14 protein-coding genes are annotated in these 16528 nt (G+C 59.6%); 5 read left to right on the top strand and 9 right to left on the bottom strand.

What is annotated here, in order from left to right; all coding sequences use genetic code 11:
• Positions 1 to 76 precede the first annotated feature (76 nt).
• The 8 genes from LGM20_RS05195 to syd all read right to left on the bottom strand — a co-directional run bounded on the left by LGM20_RS05195 (position 77) and on the right by syd (position 8563).
• A complete protein-coding gene (locus LGM20_RS05195) occupies positions 77 to 1216 on the bottom strand; it encodes a glycerate kinase (protein WP_044524531.1) in 1140 nt (379 codons plus the stop codon).
• Positions 1217 to 1288: 72 nt separating this feature from the next.
• Positions 1289 to 2629 (bottom strand): glucarate dehydratase, encoded by a 1341-nt coding sequence (gene gudD / locus LGM20_RS05190; RefSeq protein ID WP_044524533.1) that lies wholly within the window; start codon positions 2627 to 2629, stop codon positions 1289 to 1291.
• A gap of 18 nt (positions 2630 to 2647) precedes the next feature.
• Positions 2648 to 3988, bottom strand: a complete 1341-nt coding sequence (locus LGM20_RS05185) for an enolase C-terminal domain-like protein (RefSeq protein ID WP_023290834.1) — start codon at positions 3986 to 3988, stop codon at positions 2648 to 2650.
• Between the two features lie 2 nt (positions 3989 to 3990).
• Positions 3991 to 5343: an MFS transporter gene (locus tag LGM20_RS05180; protein WP_044524535.1), complete on the bottom strand. Its 1353-nt coding sequence runs from the start codon at positions 5341 to 5343 to the stop codon at positions 3991 to 3993.
• A 470-nt stretch (positions 5344 to 5813) separates the two neighbouring features.
• Entirely contained in the window at positions 5814 to 6257 is a 444-nt protein-coding gene (locus LGM20_RS05175) for a flavodoxin (protein ID WP_004205560.1), read from the bottom strand.
• 4 nt (positions 6258 to 6261) lie between these two features.
• Entirely contained in the window at positions 6262 to 7056 is a 795-nt protein-coding gene (truC, locus tag LGM20_RS05170; RefSeq protein ID WP_044524537.1) for a tRNA pseudouridine(65) synthase TruC, read from the bottom strand.
• Complete coding sequence (locus LGM20_RS05165; protein ID WP_044524539.1) at positions 7056 to 7385, bottom strand: YqcC family protein; 330 nt, start codon at positions 7383 to 7385, stop codon at positions 7056 to 7058. Before LGM20_RS05165 ends, truC begins: the two co-directional genes overlap by 1 nt.
• 632 nt (positions 7386 to 8017) lie before the next feature.
• Positions 8018 to 8563: a SecY-interacting protein gene (gene syd / locus LGM20_RS05160; protein WP_044524541.1), complete on the bottom strand. Its 546-nt coding sequence runs from the start codon at positions 8561 to 8563 to the stop codon at positions 8018 to 8020.
• A 68-nt stretch (positions 8564 to 8631) separates the two neighbouring features.
• Between syd and queF the strand changes: the two genes are divergently transcribed.
• The 5 genes from queF (at position 8632) to LGM20_RS05135 (ending at position 15251) form a co-directional block, all read left to right on the top strand.
• The gene (gene queF / locus LGM20_RS05155; RefSeq protein ID WP_044524542.1) at positions 8632 to 9477 is read left to right on the top strand and encodes an NADPH-dependent 7-cyano-7-deazaguanine reductase QueF; all 846 of its coding nucleotides are present in this window, start codon (positions 8632 to 8634) and stop codon (positions 9475 to 9477) included.
• A gap of 111 nt (positions 9478 to 9588) precedes the next feature.
• Positions 9589 to 10956, top strand: coding sequence for a nucleotide 5'-monophosphate nucleosidase PpnN (gene ppnN, locus LGM20_RS05150; protein WP_023290840.1), 1368 nt, complete (start codon positions 9589 to 9591; stop codon positions 10954 to 10956).
• A 500-nt stretch (positions 10957 to 11456) separates the two neighbouring features.
• The gene (locus LGM20_RS05145) at positions 11457 to 12746 is read left to right on the top strand and encodes an HAAAP family serine/threonine permease (RefSeq protein ID WP_023290841.1); all 1290 of its coding nucleotides are present in this window, start codon (positions 11457 to 11459) and stop codon (positions 12744 to 12746) included.
• 65 nt (positions 12747 to 12811) lie between these two features.
• Positions 12812 to 14179 (top strand): L-serine ammonia-lyase, encoded by a 1368-nt coding sequence (locus LGM20_RS05140; RefSeq protein WP_044524543.1) that lies wholly within the window; start codon positions 12812 to 12814, stop codon positions 14177 to 14179.
• Between the two features lie 130 nt (positions 14180 to 14309).
• The gene (locus LGM20_RS05135; RefSeq protein WP_044524545.1) at positions 14310 to 15251 is read left to right on the top strand and encodes an aliphatic sulfonate ABC transporter substrate-binding protein; all 942 of its coding nucleotides are present in this window, start codon (positions 14310 to 14312) and stop codon (positions 15249 to 15251) included.
• A 43-nt stretch (positions 15252 to 15294) separates the two neighbouring features.
• Here LGM20_RS05135 and LGM20_RS05130 read toward each other — a convergent pair whose 3' ends face one another.
• Positions 15295 to 16518, bottom strand: coding sequence for an acyl-CoA dehydrogenase family protein (locus LGM20_RS05130; RefSeq protein ID WP_044524546.1), 1224 nt, complete (start codon positions 16516 to 16518; stop codon positions 15295 to 15297).
• Between the last annotated feature and the right edge of the window lie 10 nt (positions 16519 to 16528).

Raw genomic sequence — 16528 nt, 5'->3', positions numbered from 1 at the left:
GCGGAAACTGCCGGTGCTGGCGACTTCAACATCGCTTAGACATTCCCGGGAGGCCGCGCCAGCCGGGATACCTCGATTACAGCTTACCGCCCATCTGCAAAACCGCGGCGACGTTTCGCGCCGTCATCCGCAGGTTGGCGGCGGCATTGGCCAGCGCTTCATCCAGCGTGCAGATGGTGTACAACACGCTGAATACCGCATCCAGCCCGTGCTGATGCACGACGCCGACATCGGCGGTAAGGCTGCCGGCAATCCCGATCACCGGTACGTTAAATCGCTTCGCCACCCGGGCCACTCCCACCGGCACCTTGCCGTGGATAGTCTGACTGTCGATACGTCCTTCGCCGGTGATCACTAAATCAGCATCCGCCACCCGCTCCGCCAGCTGCAGCGCATCGGTGACAATCTCAATGCCCGGGCGCAGTTGAGCGCCACAAAACGCATACAGCGCCGCGCCCATCCCGCCCGCCGCGCCGCCGCCTTCCAGGTTCAGCACGTCGCAATCTAAATCACGGGCGATGATCCGGGCATAGTGCCGCAGGCCGCTGTCAAGCCGGTCGATCATCTGCGCCGTCGCCCCTTTTTGCGGGCCGAATACCGCGCTGGCGCCCTGCGGGCCGGTCAACGGGTTGGTGACATCGCAGGCCACGTCAATCCGACAATCTGCCAGCCGTGGATCAAGCTCGCCAAGATCGATGCGCGCCAGCGTTTCCAGCGCACCGCCCCCTGGCGCGATTTGCTGACCGTCGGCGGTCAGCAATTTCGCTCCCAGCGCCTGCGCCATGCCGGCGCCGCCGTCATTGGTCGCGCTGCCGCCAATGCCAATAATGATCTGCCGCACGCCAGCGTCCAGCGCATGGCGAATCAGCTCCCCGGTGCCCCAGGAGGTGGTCAGCAGCGGGTTACGCTGCGCCGGGGGAACGCTTTCCAGCCCGCTGGCCGCCGCCATTTCGATAAAGGCGCACTGGCGATCGCCGGACAGCCCATAAAATGCCTCTACCGGCTCCCCCAGCGGCCCGGTCACCGTCAGCGGCACCTGATGCCCGCCGGTCGCCGCCACCATGGCTTCCACCGTCCCTTCCCCACCGTCGGCAACCGGCAGCCTGACATATTCCGCGTCAGGATAAATCTCGCGAAAGCCTTGCTCTATCGCACTGGCTACTTCCAGCGCGGTCAGGCTCTCCTTCCAGGAATCCGGTGCGATCACTATTTTCATCTGCAGTCCTTACTTTGAGCTAACCCCTGTCGCTATCGCGCAATGCCGGCCCCCGCAGAGGCCAGCGGCCTTTTAGCGCACCATGCATGGACGCTTGTTGTCAAAGGTCCAGCCCGGGATCAGGTACTGCATCGCCATCGCATCGTCGCGGGCGCCAAGGCCATGTTTCTTATATAGCTCATTTGCCTGCATTACGCGGTCCATATCCAGCTCAACCCCCAGACCCGGCGTGCTCGGCACCTGCACCATTCCGCCTTTAATTTCAAACGGTTGTTTGGTCAGACGCTGGTTGCCCTCCTGCCAGATCCAGTGGGTATCGATAGCGGTGATCTTGCCCGGCGCCGCAGCCGCGACGTGGGTGAACATCGCCAGCGACACGTCGAAGTGGTTATTGGAGTGCGAACCCCAGGTCAGGCCGAACTCATGACACATCTGCGCCACGCGAACCGACCCCTGCATGGTCCAGAAGTGCGGGTCCGCCAGTGGGATATCCACCGACTGCAGGGAGAGCGTATGGCCCATCTGCCGCCAGTCGGTGGCGATCATATTGGTGGCGGTCGGCAGGCCCGTCGCGCGACGGAACTCCGCCATCACTTCGCGGCCGGAGAAGCCCTGCTCAGCGCCGCACGGATCCTCAGCATAGGCCAGCACGCCCTTCAGCTGCTTGCCAATCTGAATGGCTTCTTCAAGCAGCCAGGCGCCGTTCGGATCGAGGGTCACGCGGGCATCCGGGAAGCGCTTCGCCAGGGCGCTGATCGCTTCGGCTTCTTCAAAACCGGCCAGTACGCCGCCCTTCAGCTTAAAGTCGTTGAAACCATATTTTTCATAGGCCGCTTCCGCAAGGCGGACCACCGCATCCGGCGTCATTGCCTCTTCATGGCGCAGGCGATACCACTCGCACTGTTCATCCGGCTGGCTCTGATAGGCCAGCGGCGTGGCGTGGCGGTCACCGATAAAGAACAGATAGCCCAGCATTTCAACTTCGCTGCGCTGTTGCCCATCGCCAAGCAGCGAGGCGACGTTGACCCCAAGGTGCTGGCCCAGCAGGTCCAGCAGCGCCGCTTCGATCCCGGTCACCACGTGGATGGTGGTGCGCAGGTCAAAGGTCTGCAGGCCGCGGCCGCCGGCGTCACGGTCGGCGAACTGATTGCGCACCGCGCCGAGCACGTTTTTATACTCGCCCAGCGTTTTGCCCACCACCAGCGGAATGGCATCCTCCAGAGTCTGGCGAATTTTTTCGCCCCCCGGAATTTCACCGACGCCGGTATGGCCGGCGTTATCTTTAATAATCACGATATTGCGGGTGAAGTACGGGGCGTGGGCCCCGCTCAGATTCATCAGCATACTGTCATGGCCGGCAACCGGGATCACCTGCATGGTGGTGACAACGGGCGTGGAAGAGAAAGTCGTCATAGCATCATCCTTTTGTAATTAGTGGCGGCCGAAAACAGGACGTTTGCGGTCGAATGTCCAGCCGGGGATCAGGTACTGCATCGGGCCCGCGTCGTTGCGCGCGCCGCCCGGCAGCGCTTTATAGGCCTCATGGGCTCTGCGCACCTGCTCCCAGTCAAGTTCCACGCCGAGTCCCGGCGCGTCTGGCACGGCAATCTTGCCGTTAATAATCTGCAGCGGATTTTTGGTCAGGCGCGCGTCGCCTTCCTGCCAGATCCAGTGGGTGTCGATGGCGGTGGGATGACCCGGCGCGGCGGCGCCGACGTGGGTAAACATCGCCAGGGAAATATCAAAATGGTTGTTGGAATGGCAGCCCCAGGTAAGCCCCCAGTCGTCGCACAGCTGCGCCACTCGTACCGCGCCGGAGAGCGTCCAGAAGTGCGGGTCCGCCAGCGGAATATCAACGGCGTTGAGCATCACCGCATGACCCATCTCGCGCCAGTTGGTGGCGATCATATTGGTGGCGACCGGCAGCCCGGTGGCGCGGCGGAACTCGGCCATCACCTCCCGGCCGGAAAAGCCCTGCTCGGCGCCGCACGGATCTTCGGCGTAGGTCAGAACATCCTGCAGCCCTTTGCACAGGGCGATCGCCTCATCCAGCAGCCAGGCGCCGTTAGGATCGACGGTGATGCGCGCGTCCGGAAAGCGCTTTTTCAGCGCCCGGGCGGTGTCAATTTCCTGCTCGCCGGGCAGCACGCCGCCCTTCAGCTTAAAGTCTTTGAAACCGTAGCGATCCTGAGCGGCTTCCGCCAGGCGCACCACCGCTTCGCTGCTCAGCGCCTGCTGGTGGCGCAGGCGATACCATTCGTGATCGCCCGGCGTATGGTCCAGATAACCCAGGTCGGTTTTCTGCCGATCGCCGATATAGAACAGGTAGCCCAGCACGGTGACGGCATCACGCTGCTTACCCGGGCCCAGCAGCTCGCAGACCGGCACGTTGAGCACCTTGCCGAGCAGGTCGAGCAGCGCGGCCTCCAGCGCCGCTACCGCGTTGACTTTCAGTTCGAAGGTCCATGCCCCTTTGCCAAAGGTGTCGAAATCCGCCGCCTGATTGCCTTTGTGCACCTGCTGCACCACGCGATTGAGACGGGCGACCTCCTGACCTACCACCTGCGGGATCGCCGCCAGCAGCGTCTGGTAGATGACCTCTCCGCCAGGGGCTTCTCCCACGCCGGTGTTGCCGGCGTTATCGGTCAATACCACGATATTGCGGGTAAACCAGGCGTTATGCGCCCCGCCGATGTTCAGCAGCATGCTGTCGTGTCCGGCCACCGGAATGACCTTCATCTCTGTAATAATCGGGCTGGATTGAGTAGTCATGATTAACGCCCCACCACAGGTTTCAGTTCGATGCGTTTGATGTCGCCCACCAGCACCAGATAGCTCAGCACCGCCACCAGTGCATGGATACCTACGTAAACCAGCGCCCCGTTGAACGAACCGGTGGTGCCGACGATATAGCCGATAGCGATCGGGGTGACGATACCGGAGATATTGCCAAACATGTTGAACAGACCGCCGGAAAGACCGCTAATCTCTTTCGGCGCGGTATCCGCCATCACCGCCCAGCCAAGCGCGCCGATCCCTTTGCCGAAGAAGGCCATCGCCATAAAGCCAATCACCATCCACTCCACGTTGACATAGTTACACATCAGCATGGTCATGGAGAGCAGCATCCCCAGCACAATCGGCGTTTTGCGGGCAATGTTCAGCGAGCCGGTGCGGCGCATTAACCAGTCAGAGATCACCCCGCCCAGCACCCCGCCGACGAAGCCGCACACCGCCGGAATGGAGGCGACAAACCCTGCTTTAAGGATCGACATGCCGCGCGCCTGCACCAGGTAAACCGGGAACCAGGTGATAAAGAAGTAGGTCAGGGCGTTAATGCAGTACTGACCGATATAGATGCCGATCATCATCCGCGATCCAATCAGCTGCTTGATCTGGCCCATTTTGACGCTGAACGGCACCTTCTGCGCGCTGCTCTTTTGATCCATGTTGATCAGGGCGCCGCCTTCGGCGATATATTCCAGTTCCTTCTTGTTTACCCCCGGATGGTTGTTCGGATCGTGGATCACTTTCAGCCAGACAAAGCTAATCACAATCCCCAGGCCGCCCATAAAGAAGAAGACGTGCGACCAGCCCACCTCATGCGTCAGCCAGCCCATGATCGGCGCGAAGATAACGGTGGCAAAGTACTGGGCGGAGTTAAAGATCGCCACCGCCGTGCCGCGCTCCTGCGCCGGGAACCAGGCGGCCACGATACGGCTGTTACCCGGGAATGACGGCGATTCGGCCAGGCCAACGAGGAAGCGCAGGGTAAACAGCGCGACGATAATGCCAAAGCCGCTGAAGATGTCGACGAAGCCCTGCAGCAGGGTAAACATCGACCAGATGAAGATCGACCAGAAATAGACGCGCTTCGAACCGAAGCGGTCGAGCAGCCAGCCGCCCGGGATCTGGCCGATGACATAAGCCCATGAGAACGCGGAGAAGACATATCCCATTCCCACCGGATCCAGGCCGATATCTTTGGCCATTTCCGAACCGGCGATCGACAGCGTCGCCCGGTCGCCATAGTTAAAAGAGGTGACGATAAACAGCATCACCACTATCCAGTAACGGGCGTTGGTGCGCTTTTCAGCCGCCGTCGCCGCCTGACTTAATGAACTCATTGTTGTACTCCTGAATCATAGCGTTTAGCTACGTTCATTCTGAACAGCACAACCTGTAGGGTAATCAGAATGACGTGGTCGTGTTTTGATAGTTGTCGTTATATCTGGCACTGCATTTATCACTGGCTGGAGCAGTATATGAAGAGGCACACCGCGGCTCACCGTGCATCTACACAGCTTTTACGCCGCTGTTGCAGGTGGTTTATGGCGTATGCCTGAAAGAATGGGGGGAAGTTCACGGAAATGAAAAACCAGCGCCGCGGGTGGTCAAAAGCGCAGCAATAAGAGCCGGAGTGTGAAATACCTCTCTTGACCCGGTGAAACCGGCTGGCTTAACCCATGATATTGCTAAGGATATTGTGCATTTGCCTGAAGGCGTGCCGCCCGGAAAGGGATACACTTTTGCTGTCCGCGTATCTGGCCGCGACATCTTGAAAGGGCGCCCTCTGCGTAGGGAGAGGGCAGCGCTTTTATTCCAGCAGGGTAGCCCACTGCTCAACCCATGGATTAGAGACGCTCTCCGGCTCCGGATCTTCGCTGGCGTCAATCTTCAGCATTTCGCCGATGCGCTTCGCGCCCTGCTCCTGCAGCAGTTGATCGAACTTCAGGCCTCCGCCGCAAAAGTTGGCATAGGTGCTGTCGCCCAGCGCGATAATGCCGTAGCGCAGGTGAGGCTGATACATATCTTTAATGCCCTCATACAGCGGGACGATGCTGTCCGGCAGATCGCCCTGCCCGGTGGTGGAGGTGACCACCAGCACATACTTACCCGTGTAGGACTCCCAGTCGTTGACCTGCGGATCCTCATACACGGTAGCCTTGTGTCCCAGTCCGCTGAGGATCGCTTCCGCTTCTTCCGCGACCAGCAGCGAGTTGCCGTACATGGTGCCGACAAAAATTCCGACTTCCGCCATGCTATTATCTCCCTGGATTGACCTTATTCTCTTCATCCTGACCGCAGTCGTCGGCAAACTCAACCCTTTCATTTAGCGGGAGAAGCCCGCGCCAGCCAAACTGCGACAGCGCACGCATCCAGACGTCGTCAAAACCGGCGCGCAGGGTCAGCGGCTCACCGGTAAAGGGATGGATTAAAGACAGTTCGCTGGCGTGCAGCATCAGGCGGTGACAGCCGAAATGCTCCGTGGCGCTGCGGTTTTGCCGCAGATCGCCGTGCTTGCTGTCGCCGAGGATCGGATGACGCAGGTGGGCCAGATGGCGGCGCAGCTGGTGCTTGCGGCCGGTTTTCGGCTCCAGTTCCACCAGCCCGTAGCGCGTGGTGGGATAACGCCCGGTCGCCACCGGCATCTCCACCGTCGCCAGACCACGGTAATGGGTCACCGCCGGCTGCGGCCCTTTGTCTTCGCGGGCGAACTTATCGGCGATTTTATCCAGCTCTTCCACCAGCGGATAATCGAGCAGCGCCTCTTCCATCAGCCAGCCGCGGACGATCGCATGGTAGCGCTTCTGGATCTGATGCTGCTCGAACTGCTGCGCCAGCAGGCGACCCGCCTCGCTTGACAGCCCCATGAGCAGGACGCCGGAGGTGGGCCGGTCGAGGCGATGGGCGGTAAAAACGTGCTGGCCGATCTGGTCGCGCACGGTCTGCATCACCACCACTTTCTCATCGCGATCGAGCCAGCTGCGATGCACCAGCCAGCCCGACGGTTTGTTGACCGCCACCAGCCAGTCGTCCTGGTAGATTATCTCCAGCATCAGGCCTGCTCACCGGCAAACAGCGCGTCCAGCAGCAGCAGCTCCGCCAGCATGGATTCGCGAACCGGGTGGGCTTGATCCAGCGCCATTTCGTAATACGGCGCAACGGCGAAATTTTGCGGCAGCGGCTGGCCGCTCTCCAGCAGCTGATGCATACGCGGGATCAGGACCCACTGCAGCCACTCCAGCGGCTCCAGAGTATCCAGGCAAAACGGCTTATCGCTGGCGAAGGCGCTGCTGTCCGGCGCCGTCTCCTGCCAGTGCTCTGTTTCGCGCAGCAGGGCTTCAATGGCGCGCAGGCGATCGCGCACGCTATCGTCAAGAGTCATGGGGGAAACCTCGATGAGTTAAAAACCGGGCGCAGGATAGCAAATCCGCAGGAGAAATAAAAAAAGGGAGCACTGTATAAACAGTGCTCCCGGTTCGTTTTGCAGCATTCCCGCTACATTGGTGCTCCCTGCTCGTCCTTGAAAACTTTTCCTGAGGTCTCCTGACCATGTTCATCCATAAACTCGTGCATCCTGCTTTCACACCACCCCGATGCGAAATGACTTATCCTTAAGTTTGTCCCGATCTTCCAGATCCACCGTTCATCCTGAGCGGCTCTCATTCTCCATCCTGGAGGTGTCCATTACGCGATCCTGCGTTATCCTTGCTTCATCCTGAAGCCTGTCCTTGCAACGCCATCCTGGCGGGTCCTGCAGAAGCGCCATCATCCTGATGTTCGCTTCATTTCGCGACTTCCTGTCGACAGACATAGGATCACTGATTCTGCCTCTTCTTACAACCCTTCTTGAGACAATCTCTTAAGATTAGTCCCCACTCAAAAGGACGAAAAAATAAAAATCCAATTTAATACCAATAAGTTAATAAAAAAAGATTGGATTAAATTTGCCTTAAATGATGATGATCTCTTACAGGTTTTGTAAGAGATCTCTCACAAATGACCAGGCAGACTGGATTACAGAACCGGCTCAAGCTGGTTGAGGAAACCCGCAAGCGAGGGGGAAAGGGTGATGCGTTTGGCGGTGCCGAGGGTCTCTTTGACGACTTCACCGCTGAGATTACAGACGGAAATGACATCCAGTTCACTCTCGAGGGTGGCGATAAACAGCGTCGGCGCCAGCTTCAGCCGCTTCTGCACCACCAGATGCCCGATGAGGTTTTCCTGCACCCGCTGGAAATCCTCTTCACTCCAGGTCTGCAGCAGCGTTAGCGTTTCGCCGGCAAACCGGCCGGTCATATCGCCGGCAAACTGAGTGGTATAATAAGAATGAAGCGGCTGTTGTACCACAATATCCAGGGCGCGTTCAACCGCGCTGATATTTTGCGCCAGCGAAAACGGCTGCGGCTGCCAGAACACGGCCTCGCCCTGGGTGTCGACGACGCAAGGCGACGGGACGCCATAAAGCTCTTGACTGCGCGGCAGGCTGTGGCGCTGCTGCTGCCAGGCGGCGCAATAACGTTGGGTAAAAGCATGCAGCGCTTCTGCGGTCTGATGGTCCACCGGTTTCTCTCTTCACGTTAGACAGGATACACTGGGGTCATAGTGTACCCGCTTTACTATGGTGAAACATGTCTTCTTACGATAATCATCAGGCGCTGGCCGGCCTGACGCTCGGTAAATCAACCGATTACCGCGATACCTATGACGCCTCGCTGCTGCAGGGCGTTCCGCGCAGCCTTAACCGCGACCCGCTTGGCCTGCATGCCGACAACCTGCCGTTTCACGGCGCCGATATCTGGACGCTGTACGAACTCTCCTGGCTGAACGGCAAAGGCCTGCCGCAGGTGGCCGTCGGCCACGTCGAACTGCCCGACACCAGCGTCAATCTGGTGGAGTCAAAAAGCTTTAAGCTTTATCTCAACAGCTTTAACCAGACGCGTTTCGCCAACTGGCAGGAGGTTGAAGAGACGCTGACCCGCGATCTGAGCGCCTGCGCCCAGGGCGAGGTCAAGGTCTCGCTGTATCGGCTGGATGAACTGGAAGGCCAGCCGATTGCTCACCTCCACGGCGCCTGCATCGACGATCAGGATATCGAGATCGATAACTATCAGTTCAGCGCCGACTACCTGCAGGGCGCCGCCAGCGGCAAAATCGTGGAAGAGACGCTGGTCAGCCACCTGCTGAAGTCCAACTGCCTGATCACCCACCAGCCGGACTGGGGCTCGGTGCAGATCCAGTATCGTGGGGCGAAAATCGACCGCGAGCAGCTCCTGCGCTATCTGGTCTCGTTCCGCCACCATAACGAATTCCATGAGCAGTGCGTCGAGCGCATCTTTAACGATATTCTCCGTTTCTGCCAGCCGGAATCGCTTTCCGTTTACGCCCGCTATACGCGACGCGGCGGTCTGGATATCAACCCCTGGCGCAGCAACGGTGACTTTTCCCCTGCCACCGGCCGCCTCGCCCGACAATAATAAACATTTTCACAATTTGCGTGCGTTTAGACGCGCGCAAGGTTGTGGAAACGCCGCTCGCAGGGCTATTGTAATCACAGGAAGACCATAAGCGTCCTGTAAGGAGTTCACTTGATTACACATGTTAGCCCGCTTGGTTCAATGGATATGCTGTCGCAGCTGGAAGTGGATATGCTTAAGCGCACCGCCAGCAGCGATCTGTATCAACTCTTTCGCAACTGCTCGCTTGCTGTGCTCAACTCGGGGAGCCTGACCGATAACAGCAAGGAGCTTCTGTCCCGTTTTGAAAATTTCGATATTAACGTGCTGCGTCGCGAACGCGGCGTGAAGCTGGAACTGATCAACCCGCCGGAAGAGGCCTTCGTTGACGGGCGCATTATTCGTTCCCTGCAGGCCAACCTGTTCGCCGTGCTGCGCGATATCCTGTTCGTGTACGGCCAGATCCACAATACCGTTCGCTTCCCGAACCTCGATCTCGAAAGTTCGGTCCATATCACCAACCTGGTGTTCTCGATCCTGCGCAACGCCCGCGCGCTGCACGTCGGCGAAGCGCCGAACATGATCGTCTGTTGGGGCGGCCACTCGATCAACGAAAACGAATACCTCTACGCCCGCCGCGTCGGTACGCAGCTGGGACTGCGGGAACTCAACATCTGCACCGGCTGCGGGCCTGGCGCGATGGAAGCGCCGATGAAAGGCGCCGCCGTCGGCCACGCGCAGCAGCGCTACAAAGACAGCCGCTTTATCGGCATGACCGAACCGTCCATTATCGCCGCGGAACCGCCAAACCCGCTGGTCAATGAACTGATCATCATGCCGGACATCGAAAAGCGTCTGGAGGCCTTCGTGCGCATCGCCCACGGGATCATCATCTTCCCGGGCGGCGTCGGCACCGCCGAAGAGCTGCTTTACCTGCTGGGTATTCTGATGCATCCGGATAACAAAGCGCAGGTGCTGCCGCTGATCCTCACCGGCCCGAAAGAGAGCGCTGACTACTTCCGCGTGCTGGACGAATTTATCACCCATACCCTGGGCGAATCCGCCCGTCGCCACTACCGGATCATCATCGACGACCCGGCGGAAGTGGCGCGGCAGATGAAAAAAGCGATGCCGCTGGTGAAAGAGAGCCGTCGCGAGACCGACGACGCCTACAGCTTCAACTGGTCGATTCGTATCTCGCCGGACCTGCAGATGCCGTTTGATCCGACCCATGAAAACATGGCCAACCTCAAACTCTCCCCGGACCAGCCGGTGGAAGTGCTGGCCGCCGACCTGCGCCGCGCCTTCTCCGGCATTGTCGCGGGTAACGTCAAAGAGGTGGGCATCCAGGCCATCGAGCAGTACGGTCCTTATAAGCTGCACGGCGACCCGGAGATGATGCGCCGCATGGACGATCTGCTGCAGGGCTTCGTCGCCCAGCACCGCATGAAGCTCCCGGGCGGCACCGCCTATATTCCCTGCTACGAAATCATCGCCTGATTTCCGTCCCGCCGGGGCAGCGCCTGTTGCCCCGGCGGGCACGCTTTCTCTGACTTCCAAAACGCGCTAAAAAACTTTCTGTTATTCATCAAACAGCTAAATTATTTTTACATAGCCAATCGTTTGCGTTGGTAAAAACTGCGACAATTATCACTGCAAAAAATGGTTTTAAGCGCAAAAACGTCGACCACTTCTCTTTTTTACAGTAAATCCCTCGTTATTACGCCACCCAGCTTTTATCTCATATGCTGCAAATGGTAGCCTGCGCGCCACAAATCGCTGGCTGATCACCAGAAACAGGCTGTTGGACTAAAAATACGCACATTGAAAGTGGATTATTGCATTTGAGATCGCGATCACTGATGCATAAACCATATAAATGTATCTTTCCGGCCCAATTATTACGGAGAAAATTTCTAAAAAAACCGTAATTAAACGAATTTCGTGTTACGCAATTGTATTTGTTCATTAGATTTTGTTGATTCCTCCAGGAGATACAGATGGAAACCACTCAAACCAGCACCATCGTTTCGGGCGAAACCCGCAGCGGATGGCGTAAAACCGACACCATGTGGATGCTGGGCCTGTACGGTACAGCGATCGGCGCGGGCGTCTTGTTCCTGCCGATCAACGCCGGCGTCGGCGGCATGATCCCCCTGATTATCATGGCGATTCTGGCCTTCCCGATGACCTTCTTCGCCCACCGCGGTATGACCCGCTTCGTGCTCTCCGGCAAAAACCCGGGCGAAGACATCACTGAAGTGGTTGAAGAACACTTCGGCGTAGGCGCAGGTAAGCTGATTACCCTGCTCTACTTCTTCGCTATCTACCCAATCCTGTTGGTCTACAGCGTGGCGATCACCAATACCGTCGAAAGCTTCATGGCGCACCAGCTGCACATGACGCCGCCGCCGCGTGCGATTCTGTCGCTGATCCTGATCGTCGGTATGATGACCATCGTGCGTTTCGGCGAGCAGATGATCGTGAAAGCGATGAGCATTCTGGTGTTTCCGTTCGTAATCGCCCTGATGATTCTGGCGCTGTACCTGATCCCGCAGTGGAACGGCGCGGCGCTGGAGACCCTCTCCCTGAGCGGCGCCTCCGTCACCGGCAACGGCCTGCTGATGACCCTGTGGCTGGCGATCCCGGTCATGGTCTTCTCTTTCAACCACTCGCCGATCATCTCCTCCTTCGCGGTTGCCAAGCGTGAAGAGTACGGCGAAGGCGCCGAGAAAAAATGCTCCAGCATCCTGGCTCGCGCCCATATCATGATGGTGCTGACCGTGATGTTCTTCGTCTTCAGCTGCGTCCTGAGCCTCTCTCCGGCAGACCTGGCGGCGGCGAAAGAGCAGAACATCTCGATTCTGTCTTACCTGGCGAACCACTTTAACGCGCCAATCATTGCCTGGATGGCGCCGATCATCGCGATGATCGCCATCACCAAATCCTTCCTCGGCCACTACCTGGGCGCCCGCGAAGGCTTTAACGGCATGGTGATTAAGTCCCTGCGCGGTAAAGGCAAATCTATCGAAATCAACAAACTGAACAAGCTGACCGCGCTGTTCATGCTGGTGACCACCTGGATTGTCGCGACGCTGAACCCGAGCATCCTCGGCATGATCGAGACCCTTGGCGGCCCGATTATCGCGATGATCCTGTTCCTGATGCCGATGTACGCGATTCAGAAAGTGCCGGCGATGCGTAAATACAGCGGCCACGTCAGCAACGTCTTCGTGGTGATTATGGGTCTGATTGCCATCTCCGCGATCTTCTACTCGCTGTTCAGCTAATTCAGTCAACACCTCCCCCCGCGCCGCTGAACGGCGGCGCGCTTTCCGACAGCACGGGAATACATATGATCAGCGTATTCGATATCTTTAAAATCGGCATTGGCCCTTCCAGCTCCCATACCGTTGGACCGATGAAAGCGGGCAAACAATTCACTGACGACCTGATCGCGCGCGGCCTGCTGGCCGAGGTGACCAAAGTGGTCGTCGACGTCTACGGCTCCCTCTCCCTGACCGGTAAAGGCCACCATACCGATATCGCGATTATCATGGGGCTCGCCGGCAACCTGCCGGACACCGTCGACATCGACGCTATCCCTGGCTTTATTCAGGACGTTAACACCCATGGTCGCCTGATGCTGGCCAACGGCCAGCACGAAGTGGACTTCCCGGTCGATCAGTGCATGAATTTCCATGCCGACAACCTGTCGCTGCATGAGAACGGCATGCGCATCACCGCCCTGGCCGGCGACCAGGCGCTCTACAGCCAGACGTACTACTCCATCGGCGGCGGCTTTATCGTCGATGAAGCGCACTTCGGCCAGACCACCGACGCGCCGGTGGCCGTCCCTTATCCTTATAAAAACGCCGCCGACCTGCAGCGTCACTGCCGCGAAACCGGGCTGTCGCTCTCCGGCCTGATGATGCAGAACGAACTGGCGCTGCACAGTAAAGAGGCGCTGGAGCAACACTTCGCCGCGGTGTGGGAAGTGATGAGCGCCGGTATTGAGCGCGGCATCACCACCGAAGGCGTCCTGCCGGGCAAACTGCGCGTTCCGCGCCGGGCTGCCGCGCTGCGCCGCATGCTGGTGAGCCAGGACACCACCAACAGCGACCCGATGGCGGTGGTCGACTGGATCAATATGTTCGCCCTCGCGGTGAACGAAGAGAACGCCGCCGGCGGCCGGGTGGTGACGGCGCCGACCAACGGCGCCTGCGGTATCGTGCCGGCAGTGCTGGCCTATTACGACAAGTTTATCCGCAAGGTGAACAGCAACTCCCTGGCGCGCTATATGCTGGTGGCCAGCGCGATTGGTTCGCTCTATAAGATGAACGCCTCGATCTCCGGCGCCGAAGTGGGCTGCCAGGGTGAAGTGGGCGTCGCCTGCTCGATGGCGGCGGCCGGTCTGGCTGAACTGCTGGGCGGCAGCCCGGGCCAGGTGTGCATCGCGGCAGAGATCGCCATGGAGCATAACCTCGGTCTGACCTGCGACCCTGTCGCCGGCCAGGTGCAGGTGCCGTGCATCGAACGCAACGCTATCGCCGCCGTGAAAGCGGTCAACGCCGCGCGAATGGCGCTGCGCCGGACCAGCGAGCCGCGCGTCTGCCTCGATAAAGTCATTGAGACCATGTACGAAACCGGCAAAGACATGAACGCCAAGTACCGGGAAACCTCTCGCGGGGGGCTGGCGATGAAAATTGTCGCCTGCGATTAACCTGCTGGCCCGCCGGGCGTCTCCGCGCGGGCTCTCCCCCCCCATTTTTGTTATATCAATTAAAATTTAGTTATTTAATGGTTATAAGCGCTGTTTGTTACCTTACGCAAAACGCTAAGGAGAACAGACAATGTCCAACCGATTCCGCCCCGCGTGGCTGCTGGTCCTCGCCGCCCTTTCCGCCTCCGCGCTGGCCAAAGCGCCGGAGACCGTCAACATCGGCTATCAAAAGGCGAACATCTTCGCGCTGCTGAAATATCGCGGCACCCTGGATGAAAGCCTGAAAAAACAGGGTATTGCCGTACGCTGGGTCGAATTCCCCGCCGGGCCGCAAATGCTGGAGGGGCTCAACGTCGGCAGTATCGATCTGGCCGCGACCGGCGATGCGCCTCCGGCCTTTGCCCAGGCGGCGCAAGCCGATCTGGTCTACCTTGCCCACTCCCCCGCTAACCCGAAAACGGAAGCCATTGTGGTGCCTGAACAGTCGGCAATCCACAGCGTGGCCGACCTGAAAGGTAAGCGCGTGGGGCTGAACAAGGGGTCTGACGTCAACTACCTGCTGGTCGCCGCGCTGGAAAAAGCGGGCCTCAGCTATAAAGACATCACCCCGGTCTATCTTCCGCCAGCGGACGCCCGCGCCGCTTTCCAGCGCGGGGCGATTGATGCGTGGGTGATCTGGGATCCGTTCCTCGCGGAAGTGGAAACCAACGCGAAAGCCCGACAAATACGCAACGCCGAGGGGCTGGTGCCGCACTACACCTTCTATCTCGCCAGCCGCAAGTTTGCGGATACCTACCCGGAGACGGCAAAACAAGTGGTGGATGAGCTGGGTAAACTCAGCGCGTGGGCGAACAGCCATCAGGACGAGGCCGCTGGCCTCCTGTCGACCTCAACCGGGCTGGATAAAGCCATCTGGCTGAAGACCCTGGCCCGCCTGCCCTACGGCGCCGAACGCATGACGCCGGCGGTGTATAACGAACAGCAGGCGCTGGCGGATACCTTTACGCGCATCGGCCTGCTGCCGGTGAAAGTCGACGTGCGCAGCGCCACCTGGTCGCTGGATAAACCTTAGTTTTCCCGGCGGCGGGAGGCATAGCCCCCCGTCGCCGACGGGCTTACCCCACCGTTTTCTCACCATTGCCAATCTGCCAGATAAAGGTCGGCGCTTCACCGTTCACCAGCCAGTTTCCGATATTGCGCGCCTTGTAAATCACCGGATTATGCGAGGCGACCGTCCGCGCATTACGCCAGTGACGGTCCAGCGCCAGTCGGCTTCGCGTATCCGACGCCCCAAGGGCATTGAACAGCTCCGTCGCTGCCCGCGGGATCCAGTCGCTGGCGATCACCTGCGCCTGCGCCGCTTCCACTTCCGCCAGCTGGTTACGCCGGGCAATCAACGCTTCGTCGTCGCTGACGTGCGCCACATAGGCCTGCTGCAGCGATTCCGCGGCCTGGAGGACCGCGGCCCGGGTCGCCCATGCCCAGCTGCTGATCTGCCCAACCACCTGCAGAACCTGGGCGTCATCGCGCGGTACGGCGGCGTTGCCGTGGCTGTACATCCGGGAGCGGTGTTTGACGCCCTGTGCGGCATCCCGCTCAACCGCCAGGCCAATGCCCGCGAGGGTCGCCAGCAGCACATGCTGGTAGAACGCGGTTTGATAGCGAAAGCGCTGGGCAAAATCGTAGACGTGGTCGGCTTCCACCCGGGCGCCGGTGAAGCGGGTGGTCCCGCTGCCGGTCAGCCGCTGGCCAAAGCCATCCCAGTCGTCTTCCCGCGCCACGCCGGGCTGTTGGGTGCTGACCAGGGCGATCACATCGCCACCGGTATCACTGCGCCGGGCAAACACATCGATCCAGTCGGCGTACAGCGCGCCAGTGCTGTAGAACTTCTCGCCGTCGAGTCGCCAGCCGTCCTCTGCCGGCGTCACCCGGGTGTTCACCTCCCCCAGCTTAACCGCGCCGATCTCCGTCCAGCCGCTGCCCACCAGCTCGCCGTCGAGGAAGCGACGAAACCAGCGGTCGCGCCCGGCGGAATCCGGCTGATTAAGCTGATCTTCCACAAAGGCAAAGTGCGCGCGCAGGGCCTGCGGCAGGTTAGAGTCCGCTTGCGCCAGCTCAATCAGCAGCGCGCTGAGCTGCGGCAGCGAAGCGCCCCAGCCGCCCTTCTCGCGCGGGATACGCAGCGTGCCGAAGCCCGCTTCTTTCAGCCAGCGGATCGGCTCATCGGGCAGAATGCGCTGCTGTTCGCGCTCCGCAGCGCCCTGGGCGATACGGGTGAATATCGGGCGGAAGGCGGCCGCCAGCGCGTCATAATCGGTGCCAGTGGAGAGCAGGGTCATTGTCAGTTCC

It is taken from the genome of Klebsiella quasipneumoniae subsp. quasipneumoniae (assembly GCF_020525925.1).
GTDB classification, from domain to species: Bacteria; Pseudomonadota; Gammaproteobacteria; order Enterobacterales; family Enterobacteriaceae; genus Klebsiella; species Klebsiella quasipneumoniae.
The sequence above is the reverse complement of the archived record's forward strand: the minus strand, read 5'-3'. Positions and strand labels throughout refer to the sequence as shown.

Coding starts and splice junctions, on each gene's coding strand:
- LGM20_RS05195 (WP_044524531.1), bottom strand. CDS start 1,216: ATGAAAATAGTGATCGCACCGGATTCCTGGAAGGAGAGCCTGACCGCG.
- gudD (WP_044524533.1), bottom strand. CDS start 2,629: ATGACGACTTTCTCTTCCACGCCCGTTGTCACCACCATGCAGGTGATC.
- LGM20_RS05185 (WP_023290834.1), bottom strand. CDS start 3,988: ATGACTACTCAATCCAGCCCGATTATTACAGAGATGAAGGTCATTCCG.
- LGM20_RS05180 (WP_044524535.1), bottom strand. CDS start 5,343: ATGAGTTCATTAAGTCAGGCGGCGACGGCGGCTGAAAAGCGCACCAAC.
- LGM20_RS05175 (WP_004205560.1), bottom strand. CDS start 6,257: ATGGCGGAAGTCGGAATTTTTGTCGGCACCATGTACGGCAACTCGCTG.
- truC (WP_044524537.1), bottom strand. CDS start 7,056: ATGCTGGAGATAATCTACCAGGACGACTGGCTGGTGGCGGTCAACAAA.
- LGM20_RS05165 (WP_044524539.1), bottom strand. CDS start 7,385: ATGACTCTTGACGATAGCGTGCGCGATCGCCTGCGCGCCATTGAAGCC.
- queF (WP_044524542.1), top strand. CDS start 8,632: ATGTCTTCTTACGATAATCATCAGGCGCTGGCCGGCCTGACGCTCGGT.
- LGM20_RS05145 (WP_023290841.1), top strand. CDS start 11,457: ATGGAAACCACTCAAACCAGCACCATCGTTTCGGGCGAAACCCGCAGC.
- LGM20_RS05140 (WP_044524543.1), top strand. CDS start 12,812: ATGATCAGCGTATTCGATATCTTTAAAATCGGCATTGGCCCTTCCAGC.
- LGM20_RS05135 (WP_044524545.1), top strand. CDS start 14,310: ATGTCCAACCGATTCCGCCCCGCGTGGCTGCTGGTCCTCGCCGCCCTT.
- LGM20_RS05130 (WP_044524546.1), bottom strand. CDS start 16,518: ATGACCCTGCTCTCCACTGGCACCGATTATGACGCGCTGGCGGCCGCC.